The organism is Vibrio navarrensis, from assembly GCF_015767675.1.
Classification (GTDB): Bacteria; Pseudomonadota; Gammaproteobacteria; order Enterobacterales; family Vibrionaceae; genus Vibrio.
The window spans coordinates 1,864,723-1,880,782 of the sequence record NZ_CP065217.1; the positions used below are offsets into that span (position 1 = coordinate 1,864,723).

General features: G+C 42.3%; 12 protein-coding genes and 2 pseudogenes. 1 reads left to right on the top strand and 13 read right to left on the bottom strand.

Features of this window, described 5'->3' with window-relative positions; all coding sequences use genetic code 11:
• Positions 1–179: 179 nt before the first annotated feature.
• From I3X05_RS08710 to I3X05_RS08750, 9 genes and pseudogenes are all read right to left on the bottom strand, one after another.
• Positions 180–3,572, bottom strand: coding sequence for a hypothetical protein (locus I3X05_RS08710; protein WP_337970611.1), 3,393 nt, complete (start codon positions 3,570–3,572; stop codon positions 180–182).
• Positions 3,573–3,593: 21 nt separating this feature from the next.
• Complete coding sequence (locus I3X05_RS08715) at positions 3,594–3,953, bottom strand: hypothetical protein (protein WP_337970612.1); 360 nt, start codon at positions 3,951–3,953, stop codon at positions 3,594–3,596.
• A 64-nt stretch (positions 3,954–4,017) separates the two neighbouring features.
• A pseudogene (locus tag I3X05_RS23755) lies at positions 4,018–4,104 on the bottom strand (restriction endonuclease); the annotation flags it as partial.
• A gap of 122 nt (positions 4,105–4,226) precedes the next feature.
• Positions 4,227–5,771, bottom strand: a complete 1,545-nt coding sequence (locus tag I3X05_RS08720) for a replication endonuclease (protein ID WP_337970613.1) — start codon at positions 5,769–5,771, stop codon at positions 4,227–4,229.
• Positions 5,768–6,019 (bottom strand): hypothetical protein, encoded by a 252-nt coding sequence (locus I3X05_RS08725; RefSeq protein ID WP_170899730.1) that lies wholly within the window; start codon positions 6,017–6,019, stop codon positions 5,768–5,770. The genes I3X05_RS08720 and I3X05_RS08725 overlap by 4 nt, the downstream gene beginning before the upstream one ends.
• Positions 6,012–6,254, bottom strand: a complete 243-nt coding sequence (locus I3X05_RS08730; RefSeq protein ID WP_065818745.1) for a helix-turn-helix transcriptional regulator — start codon at positions 6,252–6,254, stop codon at positions 6,012–6,014. Before I3X05_RS08730 ends, I3X05_RS08725 begins: the two co-directional genes overlap by 8 nt.
• 738 nt (positions 6,255–6,992) lie before the next feature.
• Positions 6,993–7,985, bottom strand: a complete 993-nt coding sequence (locus I3X05_RS08735; protein ID WP_337970614.1) for a hypothetical protein — start codon at positions 7,983–7,985, stop codon at positions 6,993–6,995.
• 158 nt (positions 7,986–8,143) lie between these two features.
• Positions 8,144–9,352, bottom strand: a complete 1,209-nt coding sequence (locus I3X05_RS08740) for a site-specific integrase (RefSeq protein ID WP_337970615.1) — start codon at positions 9,350–9,352, stop codon at positions 8,144–8,146.
• Between the two features lie 745 nt (positions 9,353–10,097).
• On the bottom strand, positions 10,098–10,346 hold the full coding sequence (locus tag I3X05_RS08750) for a hypothetical protein (protein WP_045571287.1): 249 nt from the start codon (positions 10,344–10,346) through the stop codon (positions 10,098–10,100).
• 619 nt (positions 10,347–10,965) lie between these two features.
• Here I3X05_RS08750 and I3X05_RS08760 point away from each other — a divergent pair.
• Positions 10,966–12,088 (top strand): annotated as a pseudogene (locus I3X05_RS08760) (IS3 family transposase).
• Positions 12,089–13,805: 1,717 nt separating this feature from the next.
• Here I3X05_RS08760 and I3X05_RS08765 read toward each other — a convergent pair.
• From I3X05_RS08765 to I3X05_RS08780, 4 genes are all read right to left on the bottom strand, one after another.
• Complete coding sequence (locus I3X05_RS08765; protein ID WP_045569229.1) at positions 13,806–14,234, bottom strand: hypothetical protein; 429 nt, start codon at positions 14,232–14,234, stop codon at positions 13,806–13,808.
• A gap of 514 nt (positions 14,235–14,748) precedes the next feature.
• Complete coding sequence (locus tag I3X05_RS08770; protein ID WP_139046258.1) at positions 14,749–15,156, bottom strand: hypothetical protein; 408 nt, start codon at positions 15,154–15,156, stop codon at positions 14,749–14,751.
• A 146-nt stretch (positions 15,157–15,302) separates the two neighbouring features.
• Positions 15,303–15,590: a type II toxin-antitoxin system RelE/ParE family toxin gene (locus I3X05_RS08775; RefSeq protein WP_017049660.1), complete on the bottom strand. Its 288-nt coding sequence runs from the start codon at positions 15,588–15,590 to the stop codon at positions 15,303–15,305.
• Complete coding sequence (locus I3X05_RS08780; RefSeq protein WP_164996843.1) at positions 15,587–15,868, bottom strand: type II toxin-antitoxin system Phd/YefM family antitoxin; 282 nt, start codon at positions 15,866–15,868, stop codon at positions 15,587–15,589. The genes I3X05_RS08775 and I3X05_RS08780 overlap by 4 nt, the downstream gene beginning before the upstream one ends.
• Between the last annotated feature and the right edge of the window lie 192 nt (positions 15,869–16,060).

Genomic DNA, 16,060 nt, shown 5'->3' on the forward strand with positions numbered 1-16,060 from the left:
AGCAAAAGGCAATAGTTGATCCTGATGAATCCCGTGGCTAACAAACTGGTTTGATTTAGTTGATCTGCACCACCAATGCTGGATTCTTGATTATTGTGTATTTTTTAGTATTTCGTTCAGTCAGTTCGAGATTACCCGCCCTTAGCTGGGCGGGAAGATGGCTTTACAGATTTAATGAGTTAGCAAAGAGCCTCTATTTCAATCCAGATTTTTTTTAAGTTATGAGACGACTTTTTTACTGCACCAGAGAATGCCTCAATGTATGCATTTGTCGTCACTTTACTTGCCTGCCCTAATTTCTGCCATGTGTAATTTTTCGACAAATCATTTTCAAATGGTTGCAGAATAATTGAAGGTAACATACTTAAAAATGCGTGAGCAATTGCGGTAGAGTCTCTATTAGACTCAAGCCATTTAATGAAAATAGATTCAAGGAGGCCAGTACTCGCCTGAATTGGCGAATCATATAAGCATTTTAAAATTATACTTTTTGTTATTTTTTCTATATTGTGCTTAATTACACCTTTGTCGTCGTTTGATATATCACGAACGAATAGTTCTAGGTTATGTAGTGATTCCTCAGAACCATTAACACAAACCTCATCAAAGGCTACCCAAGGAACCAATAAATTGAAGTTATGCTGATGAAGAAGCAGTATATGTCCGATTGTTTCAGCATCAGAATTATCGAACATAAAGGCTTTTACATCTGCTGGTGCAACATTGACTTTAATAAATTCAGGTCTGGATAAGAACCCTCTTAGTTGATTGTCAACGGTAAAGTAACTAAAACCATTGGTAGCTGCTAAACCAAGAGAGCTTTTGGTGCTAGAAGTTAGCAGATCATTAGCAAAAATTGTTAATTTTAAAGGAACATTATAATTACGATCATTATGAACGTTACATTTTTCTAAAAGTTCTTCTGTTACGTTTCTCAGCTTTAACTTTTGTGCTAGCTTTTCTTCATCTCCTACAGCAACAAAGTCATCTTTTTGGGGATCAAAATCAATACCAAAATCCCCATAAGAACAGCACCATTCTTTTATTTTTTTATCTGTTTCACTTGTTACATGTATGTTGCACTCTATTTTTTTTGAGAGGCCGGACACAACAAGGAATGCGAAGGAGACTTCATCAAGAACGATATCATTACTATTCGACTCATTAAAAGAGATATTATTACCACTGAATAACTCCATATAAACTTTCTTAGAAAGCATTGCCGTAAGGGCTTTACCGTATGAGCTATTACCTTTTATGAAATTATATTTAAATATACAAGGAAAGTTACCACTTAAACACTCTTTCATAGCAGGTGTATAGCTGTATCTGCTCTCTACAATACTGTTAATAATATTTAATATTTCTTCAGCCGTAGGATTTTCCGGTAGAGACAGCAGAGAAAAGCATTGATTTTCATCATTATCCAAAATTTCAATTGCAATACGGTATGCTGCTAATGTCGGTGGCAGTATCTCTTTAATTGAGCAATGTTTAGTTCTGTTCAGAAAGTAAGTATTTATTGCTTTACTTTGTAGTGTATTGGCGAGGTCAGTACTTGAATGAATCAAGTACTGTGGATGTTCAGTTGCTAATATTTGGTCATCAACTTCTATACGGTACTTTGCTTGGCGGTTTTCTGTATATAGATAACCTTTTTTGAAAACTTTACTGTTATACCCTATATTCGATATATTAAAAGGTATATTCATAAACACTTTAAATAACTTGTTAGCATACCTGTTTGGGTCTTTAAAAAACCAAGTTAAGACCATATCCTCAACTTCTACATATCGTTCTCCAAAGAAGGATATGAGATCCCACGCGAGTTCATTGTCAGGTGTGGTAAAGATAGAGATTGGTATTTTCTTTACATATTCCGTTACAGAGGCGTTAGACGTGGCGTTACTTAAATTAACCAATAGATTTAGCCAGAGATATATGCAATGTTTTTTCTCTGATTCAGATAGCTCTTTGTCTTGATATTTTTCTAATAGCTCTTCGATGAGCTTTACTGCTTCGGGGAATTTATCTTCTCTAGTAGCAATACATGATTTTAGGTTGGCAATTTCAGGGTGAGACTGCTCTTGGTCGTTCATTGTACTTAGACGCGAGTTTAAGGAGTTGAATTGTTCATTTTCGTATAATAATGAAAGATATTGTACGTATGTATCCGATATCCACGGACGACTATTTTTAAATAACAATTCCAGAGCACACAATGCCAAACCATTATGACCTGCCATAGATAGCAGATTAGCAGTTGGAACTAAAAAGTCAGAATGAAGCCTTGTTTCCTTAAAGTCATCTGTAAGAATAGTTTCAACCTCAATCGAAGGAAATTTATTTTTGTCTAAAAAGTCAGCAGCTTTTGCAGCGAGCGCACAATAGTACCCCAAGCTTTCGTTAGTTCTTTCTAGCTTTAATAGTTCACTAAGAGTGAACTCCACCCATTCTGCACTTTTTAGTTCACATAATGAGAGTATTTTTTGGGTAGAAAACACTCCAGCTTTAACATCTTCGATGATTTCAAGAGCTATATCATGAGCAGATTTCTGCGTTTGTAAAGTTTGCCTAGGTTCTTCATGATCTAAATATGATACGACAACCTCTTTACCTATGAAGTCTATTTGGTTGAGTAGGGAACGGTGGTCTTGAACTAACTTGAGGAGTTTAGAGTTACTTAATTTAGTATAATTCAATAATTGACCAGCTATACCGATATACCGCTTATCAAGAACTCGTTGGCCAGCAGCGTATTCAATTAGATTTTCAATAATGCTATCAAGATGTTGCTTTTGTTCCGTTGATAATAACAAGTAGTCATTAACTTTAAAATTATTAATTGAGATGCATTCTAAAATTATTTCTTGTCCTGATAAATCAGTGAAAATGGCTTTCTTCTTTAGTTCATCAAATACTTGTTGACATACATCTACCTGCCCTGAAGCAAATGCTTTTTCCAGTAGTAAATGGAGGACAGGAAAAGAGAAGGTATCTAATTCTCTAGAAATATCATCGAGTGAGCTTATCTGATTTAATGTACTATAATATGCGATATCTGAGCAGATATTTGCTGGAAGGGCGCAATAAAAATCCTTTAACTCTTGCTCAGATTTTTGTTCTTTTAGCAGGTTAATTGCTGCGGCATTTAAAAAGTCTTGAAAATCTTTATCAGAACTAGAATTTAACTGGTAAGTGCTTGTTATTAAGTCTTTTTCCTCGCCAGTCAGTTCCAACGAACTTACCGCTTTTAAACATGCGATAGCAACTTTTGTTGATGAGTTTAGATTTCCCAGCATACTTAAGGTGTTTAGTGAAGCTACTGCTTGTTCCTTCTCACCTTCACCGAGTTTGTGGACAACATCTAACAGCACAGGTTTAAGTAACTCTAAAGATACGTCACTTTGTACTATGGTGACGTACTTGTCTCTCATTACTTTATCACCAAACACTGCATCACCAGTGTTCGGAGCTAACATTACCTTGTCGCCATATACTGCGTCACTACCGTTCTTCGCTAGTACACCTGTAGTATTGCTGTTTGTAAGATTCTCTGGTTTTTCGGTCATATACTATCTCTGCTAGGTGTTTTATTTATCTGTGAACACCTTGTTACCCATGATCTTGTCCCCCATCACCTTGTCACCATAAACAGCATCACCACTACCGAAAGTTTGAACAATTACTTTAGGGGAATTTGATTGATTAAGCTGACTTAGTAATGCTTGAATTTGTGTTGATGATTCAAGTTGTTGTATCACTTCGTCTTGGGATTTGCATTGGTTGATGCTCATTTTTGTCAATTCTGTACTTAGTGCTGATTCAATTGTTTCATCAAGGTTGACTACCTTACTCACCGTTTCTCGAATATTTTTTACAGTTGGAGCGGCTTGATACTTGATGAAATCCCAAAGTAATCCACCAAGTACTGCACTAGTGATAAATTCCATAATAACTCCCTAAAAATCAGAACTAAAGATTAATGGATATATAGGCTAACTTACAGATAATCAATACGTAGGCTATCGCTGCGAAAAGCACACTTACCCACCACGGGGCATCCATAAGATGCCATAGCAGCCCATCGTTCTTTCTTGCCATACTGTTTTTTTATTCATTGATTTGATATGAGTATTAAACCATATCAACGGTGTTCTTACTTTGATTTATCGCGCACTTCGCTTTCTAGACGTCAAAAATACAGTTATTCACAGAACTCCAAGTTAAAAAGCGTGACGCATGTTAGATTCGATGCGCCACTTAAACAGACGAGTGATGATTTCACGCCCTTCAATGGCCACCCCTTTCAACGCTCTAACCAGCTCGTTGGCACAGTACAACGTGGTTTTGATAACGCCTGTCTCCGTGTCGATGGAAAACGCATAGTGCGGTTTAAACACTTGCGCTTTGCGTGTGCTGAACACACCGCCCATGCGCTGCGTGAATCGCTTCCAGTCGCCTTTATCCGCCGCTTCGACAATCTCTTTTGCTACTGCTGGCAAATCTTGCATTTCTTTAAGGCGGCGCAGCTCTCGCCATACTGTGACAGAGCAGCCCCCGAGCTGTTGAAACTGGCGAATACCCCAGCAGGAAGCCCATGCATCTACTCTTGCGGCGGCGTCCTTTGGGTCTTCACCATAGACACCACAATCAAGGTCACTGCCATCAATGTTTTTCGAGATGTATTTGGCAATGTATCCGGTAGCGCTGCCTTTGGCGGGGTCGATTTTCACTTCAGTAAAACGATGCTCCGTTGCGCCCTTTTCCTCTCCCTCTTCGCGCATGGCGTAATCACGCATGGTTTGCACCATCAGGTCATAGTGTTTGGGCTCGACAAACAGCAGCAAATGCCAGTGCGGTGTGCCGTCATGTTGCGGCTCTGCTACACGAAAACCGTAGAAACGCACGCCCAAACGGTTGAGCGTTGAGCGCATCAGTTTCCAGATGTCATTAAGGTAGGTTTGCCCGTCCAGCGGGGTATACCCTGCCCATTTTGGGTTCACCTGTCCCGATGTGGAGTAACTGCGATGGTACTTTGACGGACAAGTAATCGTGAGAAAGGTTGCTACATGACCGAGTTCTTTGGCTAGGTCTTCAAAACCTCTGGCTCTGACCATCAGCTCACCTTTGCGAATGGTTGGGTCAGAAACGCCTTTTTGTGACAGTTCCAGTAAAGAGAAGGACTGTCCTAGCTCGTTGGTGGCGATGGTGTTTTCTAAATACGCCTTTTGATAGGCTTTCTGGTGACGTCTTGCCATCAGTGTTGGCATCGAGCAATAGAGGCTTTTGTGTTTGTTCACTTGGTTAATGTGATGCAAAACCAGTTCCGTGTTACGTCGTAACGCCTTGCGTAATCCTCGCAGCCACCATTTGCGGTCACTGTATCGAGCCACTTCACCCCTGAGCGAATATTGCCCCTCATAGGGCGTTAACCCTTTTTGGGCGACAAACTCACGCAACACACTTAATGCGCGTTCGTCATTGCGAAAACGGCGGCGGCGCTCCAAAACTTCCGCAGCGTTCGTTTTGGCTTTTGCGCGCAAGTCTTCTTCACTGACGTTGAGCGTGATTTTGTCAATCGGCAGCGACAACTTGGCCGCAATCGCATCGACCGTGGTTCTAAGGTAGGTATTACGTTCAAACTTGGTCGGATAGCTCAAATATTCTTTAAGTAGCAAACGCTGAATGACGTCTGAAAATGGCAAAAGCCTTTGCTGTACAAAGGCTCTGTCGTCACGGTCAATGCAAGAAAGGTCGAGTGTGCTCATCGAATGCCCTTCCCTTTTTCGGTGATAGAGAAGACATCCCAACGCAAACCGAAAAACTGTTGGGAGGTATAGCGGATAAGCCCCTCTTTCATCAGTTTGTGGATGGCTTTGTGATGCACTTGGATTGGCAAACGGGATTTCGGTTGCACATCGCCATTATGGGGGCAGTAATCCGAGCACACCTGAAAGGTGCGCCCTGTTCTCATCCATTTCAGTAGCGTGATTTGATCCGGTGTTAAATTAACCATGCAGCCACCCTCCTTGAGAAAGGTGGTTAAGTTTGGTTTGGCTATCAAGCCATGCGTCTAGGTCTTCTTTGAGGTAGCGAACCGCACGACCAATTTTAATGAACGGTGGCGCAAGAGTACGATTTTTACGCTGCCCTTCCATACGGGCCTGACGTAAGAAAGAACGGCTCATGCCAATGTAAGCGGCGGTTTCTTGCTCTGTGTACGCACGTTTCTCAACGGTCATTTTTGTCATTTGAGTATCTCCTTGTGTTGATGGAGACTCAAACTTAATCGCGAAAAACGGCATATGCCGTTTTCAAGGACGTTTTCGAAGACATTTTTTTCCATCTTTTTTTAAAGATTGGTTGCCACCCTTTTTATGATGTTCAAACACCTTTTTCAAACCGTCAGCCGTTACGCTTCCTTCGGTTAGAATCACGGTTGACTCAACCGTTGCAACAGCGGCATTCAAGTTTGTTCAAACTGGTTATCGCGTTAAATGAGTGTGTAAAGACTGAAACGGTAAGTTCAACCGACTATCAGCGGTTAACCAACCGTTGATTTAACGGTTAAGCGTGCGCTGGCTAACCTTGGAATGACGGGTCTAAGCGCTAGTTGCCAACACCCTCACCACGCTTTCGGTTGATCAGTGCATTGAAAACGCAACGTTAACCGGAACATAGCGGTGCGTTAACCGATGAACGCCTTGAATGGGATCGGTTGGCCAACCGATAATCTGAGTAGAAACATCGTATTGTCTGAAAAGAATGGCATCAACTTATCGCGTCAAATCAAGAATAACGGTTGATTTAACCGTTAAGCGTGCGCTGGCCAACCTTGATAGGGCGGGGTTGAGCGCTAGAAATCCGCAACCGCCCTATGCTTTCGGTTAAACAATGCGTTGAAACGAAACATTAACCGGAAACGTAGCGGTGAGTTACCGATGTGATCAGCGCACTCTAGCGGTAGTTCAACCGCTTAAGCAGCGCTGCTATTCGGTTAAATCCTCACAGGCTTCTATCTGGCCACATTCAGCTTGAATGTACCGTTTCACGCTGTTCACTCTATTTTTACGAAATGAGTAATAACTCATCGATGCTTCGCCCTCATCTTTTCTTGCCCACGTCAACGTGGTTGTAGTGATGGAGTCAATGATGCTATCAATATCGTAAATGGGCTCTTCATCACTGTTGCACTCTTGACGCAATAGATTCCAGATGTGATTTGATTTGGCATTCGGTTGATCCATCAAAACACGATAGATAATCTGCTCTATCGGATGAAGCAATGGCAATCGGGCTTGATGTTGTTTCACGTTATGATTCGGTAAACGCTGACTTTCACCTCTTATCACTTCCCGACCAAACACTCGCTGAACGTCTTCCAAATCCACACGCAATGCATGCGGTTCAATCGTGATGCCGCTGACAAGCAAACGCTCTGACGGCACTTCAGGGTACTGGCTTTCGATTTCGGTGCGCTGCTCTTCAGAGAGTGCGTAAGAAAACACCTTGGCCAATTTTCCCAAGTTATTTTGCAGTGTTGCTTGTGTTTTCAGTCCTGCACAAGCGGCAAACACCATTTCAGGCGGGTTTGAAGGGGCGTTTTTAGAATATTGGTATTGAGACTCTTCAATATTTGGAAACGCGTCCGCAATGGCGCGCCAACCTTTCACCTTGTCAGGTTCAAGCACAATCACTGTATTAGTGGTTTGGTTGCTTTGGGTAAAGATGAGGCGCTTTGAAACGTCTGAAAGCAGCCTAACCACTCCGAAGTAGCCAAACGCCGCACAAAGCACTTTCTGACCGTCTTTGCTTGTCAATGCGCCAAGATTGTCCGCCTCAACGCCAGCACAGAGGGGCAATTGACCTTGCTCAATGGCTGCGAAAACATCCCCTTTTGTCATTGTTGTTTTTTGTTCAATCTCGTCCAATCGGATAAATCGTCTTTGCACTTCGCTCCCTCGCTGTTCTTGTATCATCACACGGGTTCCTTGTTATCGGCTCACACAGAAAGATCAACATTTAGAATCGGATTCTGAACCCATTCTAAATACTCTACCGAGTGCGTAAATGCGCTTCAAAACGATTTAGAAAGATTCACAATCTGTTTTGTGAACTGGATTGTAAATCCTTCACCCTATCAGCCGATGAGATTCACCGCACTGGCCTTATGTTCGGGCGCAAGATGCGCATAGCGCAGCGTCATTTTTAAATCCGCATGGCCCAACAATTCACGAACCACGTTCAAATCCGCTTCTTTCATCACCAACTTACTGGCGAAGTGGTGGCGCAAGTCGTGAAAACGGAAATTCTCGATTCCCGCCTCTTTGAGCAACGACTCCCACTGATATTGATAAGAGTCGAGTGGTTTGCCATTTCGCTCAAACACCAATTCGGTATCCGGATTTTGCTCATGCCAAGCCTGTAGCATGGTATACGCCGTGTTATTGAGTGGAATGGTGCGTTTGTTTTTCGATTTGGCATTCTCAGAGCGAATGGTCAAATACCTGTCTTCCATGTTGATGTGTGACCACTTCAGCGACAGCATTTCGCCTTTGCGCATGCCAGTATTCAGTGCCAGCACAATCAACGGCTCTAAGAAATCCACATAGCGCCATGACATTATGCCTTGAGCGCGCTTGCCGTACCTTTGCAATGCTTCGTCTTTTAAACGCGCATCACGCGCTTTAAGGCTATCCAGCAACGCAGCCTCTTCACTCACCGACAGGTAACGAATACGCTTGTTATCAATGCGAGGGATTTTCACATTATCAAGAGAGTGAGAATCGATAAAACCCCACTCCACCGCCCGATTAAACACCGCTCTTAGGCGGTTGTAGGCATAGGAAATGGTGGCGGGGGCGCGACCTACTTTGCTTCGTTCGGCCACCCACTGCTGAATGTCCCAAGCGGTAATATCGACCAGTGGCTTAGTGGATAAATGTTTGAAGTTGCTTTGAATGCACATTAACGACTTTTGCGCCGTTTTTGCATTAATCGACATGAGATAGGCGGAGTAATGTTCCTCTAGGAATTTACTCAGTGTCAGGCTGTTGCGCTGCTCTCGCTTTTTGGCTTCATAACGAGTGACTTGCACATCTTCCCCCGCCGCGACTTGCCCTGCTTTTTCTTTGGCTAAGTCTCGCGCTTGCGCTGGCGTTAAAGCATTGGCTGAACCGAGCAAGAAATTGCGCTGCTTGCCGTGAATTCGATAGTAGAGGTAATACTTGATCACCCCTTTTGGGGAAATCCTCGCATGAAATCCGCTGATTTCGGTGTCGTTCAATCGCTCGTCCGCGATGGTGAGATTTTTGATAGAGCTGGCGGTGATTTTCTGCTTGATAGCCATGACACAGATTCCTTGTGTAGCGATTATGTAGCAGAATTATTGTATACGCAGGCATTTAAATGAACAACAATAAACAAGCAATCAATAGTTAAAGCATTGTTTTACATTACATTAAATATCTTTTCTGTTCTTTGTTGTTTACCGAGTAACACACACCAATCCCAGCGTTAAGGGGTGAGTGCCGCACAAACCAACTTTCCGCAGACCACTTTCACCACAAAAATTACCGCATACCAAAAATGCCACGCGGCACGAATCCCTCTTTAACGCTTTGTTATGTTTAAGTTTCAAGGACTTACGTTTTACCAAAACCAAGATTAACTCAGCGTTGACTCACAAACAAAAGCCAAGACCTAAAAAACGGAAATGACTCATAGATTTGAAAAACAGACTTCGAATTTTGGCAACTCAAGCCCAAAAACTTGTGGTCAAAATACTGATTGAGCCAGCCGCACCTACCTCGCGCTTACTCGAAAATTGACTGAGGCAAAACTCTGAATTTCCAGCGCCAAAGAATAAATGTCCGGAAAACAGCGCCAAACGAAGCCAACTTGCCGACAAGCACAAAACCAACAAGCCGAGGGAGCAAAGAAAAGATGCAACCAACTGATTTGACGTGATTAAACATAACGCCGTATTAAGGTGTGAGCAACGCCACCACCAAACTAAACTCTTGTGCCATAAACACAAAACCCAACGCGGAGACAGAAATGCCAAGCGTTGGGAATCACTCTTAAATACTTTGTTAGGTGCGTTGGTTGATATCTTCGACGCTATAACCTCGATGCTTCAACAGGCTGAATGCCGTACCCTTTTCTTTTTGAGAACTACCAAAAAAACCGTCATTCTTAACGACTTTAAATAATTCGTCATCTGACATTTTTTCAAGTTTTTGTTTTATCTCTCTGGCTTCATTTGCTTGTTTTTCTACCTCACTTACGACCGCGGTTCCTACATCTTTAGCAACATTTAATGCTTTTTTCCAAAATGACATTTTTTACCCTCTAAGAATTACTCAAAAGTAGTCGCGTTACAGTTTGAGCAATACCAATAACCGGGTTTCTTCTCGTGCATTGTCCACTGCCCACAGCTTGGACATTTTTTACCTTTTGCCATAGTTAGTGGCATTATTCGACGTATTGACATAATTGCTCTCCATTTCCCAAATTGAAAATATACATTTTAATCATTGCGCCAATTATGCAACACAGCACACTGCAAAACTGAGATAAACTTCCAATTTTGAGACTAGCACCTAACGCCCTGCTAAGGGGTGAGCAATGCGCTGCGAAAGCTACCGCACACCAACTTAATCACAAAACTCACCGCATGCTGAAAATGCCACGCATTGCGAATCCCTCTTAAGCAGTTTGTTAGTTTTTCTGCCGCCTAAGCTCAAACTCTTCAAATCGATGACCAAGAGAGTATATGTAAATCAATAAAGCTTCGGTCAAATCGAGGCAGTCTTTAGCATCCTCTTTACTGACATTGGCAGTGATTGCGTGAGCAGCATCATTGCCCAAGGCACGAATGCAGAAGTGGCCCCCGATTTTCGGACATGACTTTAAGTGGTCGATCTGTTTTGATAGTACCCAACAATACAGGGACAGATTATGACTAGAAAACGTAGAAACCACTCTCCTGAGTTTAAAGCTAAGGTGGCACTCGATGCCGCTAAAGGCGATAAAACCGTCGCTGAGTTAGCTCAGAAATACAACCTGCACGCTAACCAAATCTCGACATGGAAAAAGGAGCTGCTTGAAAACGCAGCCATGATTTTTGCCACCGAAAATCACACAGGAAAAGAGAATTCCGAAGAAGTGGACAAACTTCACGCCAAGATCGGTCAATTGACCATGGAAAATGATTTTTTGGCCAAAGTGCTCGGTCGTTAGACCGAGCCCAGCGAAAGAGTTCGCTGGTTAAATCCACCCATTGCCGATAAAGCGCCAGTGTGAGCTGCTCAATATTGCTCGCTCTACCGCTTACTATCAACCCATAGGACTCTCTGCTGAGGAGATTGCGTTGCGCCGTATGATTGACGAAATTCATCTTCAGTATCCGTTTATGGGCAGTCGGCGCATTCGAACTGAGCTGGCTAAGAAGGGTCATAGCGTTAATCGTAAGCGTGTTGTTCGACTCATGCGCGATATGGGGATTGGGGCGATTTACCCCAAGCCCAAAACGACGCTGGCGAACAAAGCACACAAGGTGTATCCCTACCTGTTGCGTGATATCGAAGTCACTTACCCAAACCAAGCTTGGGCGATTGATATCACGTACATCCCAATGGCGAAGGGGTTCCTGTACCTCGTTGCTATTATCGACTGGTATAGCCGCAAAGTGCTGGCTTGGCGACTATCCAACACCATGGACACGAGTTTTTGTATCGAAGCGCTTGAGGAAGCGCTGAAGCATTATGGGCCACCTGATATCTTTAACTCAGATCAAGGCAGCCAGTTTACCAGCACAGAGTTCACACAGAAGTTAATTGAACATGACATACGTATAAGCATGGACGGGAAAGGCCGCTGGGTTGACAATGTTTTCATTGAGCGATTATGGCGAAGCCTGAAATATGAGGAGGTTTACTTAAAGGCTTATACCACGCCCCGTGAAGCCGAGCTTGAAATCGGCAACTACATGGTGTTTTATAATGAAGAGCGTAACCATCAAGGACTCAATAACCTCACTCCTGATGAGGCCTACTTCGGTAGGCAAAGATACGCAGCATGAGCTGGGTCAACCACTTAAGAAATGAGCTTATGCGTCCAACCATTGGGGTCCACTTCTGTAAGTTCACCAACTCAGTAGATTTAAGTACCGGGTATAACAGTTCTTCTTCTACCACTTCTTCAAACTCTGCAGGGATTCCCATTAATTTTTTTCTTATGAAAAACGGATGGTCACACTTTTTACACAATGAAACTAGGTAGTAATCAGAATGGTAAATAGAATCAACTTCATCTAGTGGGTTTTTCGCTTCACTCTGAAATCGACCTACCCCCTGTAGCACTACATCACTTACAACCATCATATTGCAGTCAGGACAAAATACATCTATGAGCTCTTTACTCAAACTTTAGCTCCGATTCCTATTAAAAAACTAACGCCGCACTAAGCGGCTAAAAATAGTGGGCTAAAATATGAGCGCAGCGAAATAGCCCACTGTTTTTAGTCCGTTTAAGTGCTTTGTTAGTAGGCAATTTCAATGTTGGAATGCCCTTGCAAATCTTTAACGAAACCATTTCCAAGTTACGATGCACAAACAAGCGATAACGTAACAAATAAAAAATAGCTTTGCTAAAGCAGAACAGTATTGACGAAATGGTTATACAAAAACCGTTTCACCAACTGCTACAAATTTCCAGCTTAAACGCGGCTGGTTTACACAAAACTGCCAACGACCGGCAACGTAACAATCACAAAAATCAATTCGTAACGCGGAAACCGATTGACGAAAGCACGACACAAAAACAGAGCCATAACCGCTTCGATTTTCAACCTTTACCCACGCTACCGCCAGTTTAGTAAACTCACTAAACCACAGATTTCGTTGCCAACTAACGCCGCACTAAGCGGCTAAAAATAGTGGGCTAAAATACAAGCGAAGCGCAGTAGCCCACTGTTTTTAGTCCGCTTGAGTGCCTTGTTAGTTGCCGTTTTGTAACGACACAAACTGCAACACATTACGCTTTACTAAAACCTAACTGCCCCGCTTGTTGCCGAAAGCCAATACAAGAATGAAGCCCGTATTTAGCATGCAAAAGTCTGGTGAGCTTTATGCCGCTAAGGTTTTAATAAAAAGCAAAGCTCTATTAGCGGCAGACTCAACACTGCGGCTGAATGAGCAGGCTTGTAACTGCCAGCAGATTAGAATGGATGAGTATTTCATAACTCAAAACAAATTCATAACCGCCTGATCTGTTAATGCAAAGCCAATCAACATTACGGCCAACTAACGCCGCACTAAGCGGCTAAAAATAGTGGGCTAAAATATGAGCGCAGCGAAATAGCCCACTGTTTTTAGTCCGTTTGAGTGCCTTGTTAGTTGCCGTTTGGTAACGACACAAACTACAACACATTACACTTTACTAAAACCCAACTGCCCCGCTTTTTGCCGAAAGCCAATACAAGAATGAAGCCCGTATTTAGCATGCAAAAGTCTGGTGAGCTTTATGCCGCTAAGGTTTTAACAAAAAGCGAAGCTCTATTAGCGGCAGACTCAACACTGCGGCTGAATGAGCAGACTTGTAACTGCCAGCAGATTAGAATGGATGAGTATTTCATAACTCAAAACAAATTCATAACTGCCTGATCTGTTGATGCAAAGCCAATCAACATTACGGCCAACTAACGCCCAATTAAGCGGACGGAAACAGTTGGCTATAATGTGGAGCGAAGCGGAACTCAGCCAACTGTTGGAGTTCCGACTTAAATTGCTTGTTAGGCGCTACACTGGCAACCACAGCTCGTTTTTATTTTTTTGAGTTAGCTTTGTTGAACCAATAAACGGATTCGGTTTTGCTTTTTCATTATAATAATTAACATCTTCGGATATTACGTTAAACTCAATTTCTATATGAGTACTATCAAGTACTTTTAAATTTATTTCAGCGTTCACTTCACAGGCATGAAAGGAAGTATAAACATAAATATTTGGAGCTTCGTCATTTGGATTCGTCGAAATATTAATGATTTGGCTCTCTATGCCATTGCTAAGTTCAAAACCATCAATAGCAAAAAGATAGCAATCAGGAAATGCTTCTTCATCGACAGCTTTAGATTCAAGAGATAAGAATAACTTACCATCGGCAATAGCAAAACCGCCTTTGCTGAAGGTGTATTTAATATCTTCATCTTGATGCTTTAATATAAACATGTGACCTCGTATTGTACGCCTAACGCCGCACTAAGCGGCTAAAAATAGTGGGCTAAAATACAAGCGAAGCGCAGTAGCCCACTGTTTTTAGTCCGTTTGAGTGCCTTGTTAGTTGCCGTTTTGTAACGACACAAACTGCAACACATTACACTTTACTAAAACCCAACTGCCCCGCTTGTTGCCGAAAGCCAATACAAGAATGAAGCCCGTATTTAGCATGCAAAAGTCTGGTGAGCTTTATGCCGCTAAGGTTTTAATAAAAAGCGAAGCTCTATTAGCGGCAGACTCAACACTGCGGCTGAATGAGCAGTCTTGTAACTGCCAGCAGATTAGAATGGATGAGTATTTCATAACTCAAAACAAATTCATAACTGCCTGATCTGTTAATGCAAAGCCAATCAACATTACGGCCAACTAACGCCGCGTTAAGCGGACTAAAATTGTGGGTTATAATGTGTAGCGAAGCGAAACGTAACCCACTGTTTTAGTTCCGTTTAAACGCCTTGTTAGGCATTTACTCTGATGTATTAAACACATCACTTAAATATATGAAGCCAACAGTTAAACCAATTAACGCTGAAAATATAGATCCTGAAGCTATTGTAACTGCATGGCCCACTGTAGGAGATATAAATGCAGACATCACAAACAAAGCGATATTAGTATAAATATATGGTTTTATAGCCCAACTTTTTAGTCGGTATAAGTATATTGAAGCAACGATATAAACCAGTGACAAAGGAATAAATGAAAGCAACAACACTTCTCCAAAAGTATTCAAATTAATGTTTTGTTCAAATTGAACATATTCTTTTAATGCAACTGGTAAGCTGTCTAAAAAATAAAAATCACTCCCGACAGACACAAGTAAAAAGAACAATTGTAAAACGATTAGTGATTTAAATGCTGATTGATGATTCATAGTTACCTCTGATGCCTAACGCCCGCTTAAGGGGCAGCCAACGCCACTACCAACTTACTGCATAACACCGTAACCACAAAAACCAACGCATAGCAAAAATGCCACGCGTTGGCTGTCCCTCTTGAAGCGTTTGTTATAACACAGTTTCACACATCATGTTCCGTGAGCAATTGACGACAGTTACGGACTGTTAGAACACGTATTTCGAGGCCCAAACTATAAATAATGCGGTAATGGCCAAAAATTATTTCACGGTAGTTCGTATGAGGCATTTCAGGAACCATGCGGCCCATTTCTGGCATTGAGCCGAGCAATTCCGTTTTGTCGAACACATCATTCACCCACTTTTCTGCAGCTGAGGGGTTATCCAAAGCAATAAACTCTGCGGCATCACCAAGTTTTTGTAACGCTAGAGGTGACCAAACTACTTTCATTTGATGATGCGTCCCAGAATTTGTGAACGAGCATCTTCGTTTGATACACCCAAACCTGCAGCCAATTGAGCTTCTGCAGTACGCATTTCTTCAAGTAATTCGATTTTCTCTTGCATTGCTTCATACTCCGCAACGTCAAGAACAACGGCTACACCTTTACCTCGTTGTGTAATAACTAATGGTCGACGAGTTTCATTGATCTGTTTGATAAATGATGCAACGCCAGCACGGAACTCAGACAAAGGCTGAATATCTTGATCAAGGTGAATACGGCTCATAATGAACTCCATTTAGTACAATTTAACGTACAAATAGTAGTTCAATTGAGATTTACGAGCAAGGAATTGATTCTGTGTTATAACGCCGCGTTAAGGGGTGAGTGCCGCATAAACCAACTTTCCGCAGACCACTTTCACCACCAAAATCACCGCATACCAAAAATGCCACGCGGCATGAATCCCTCTTTAACG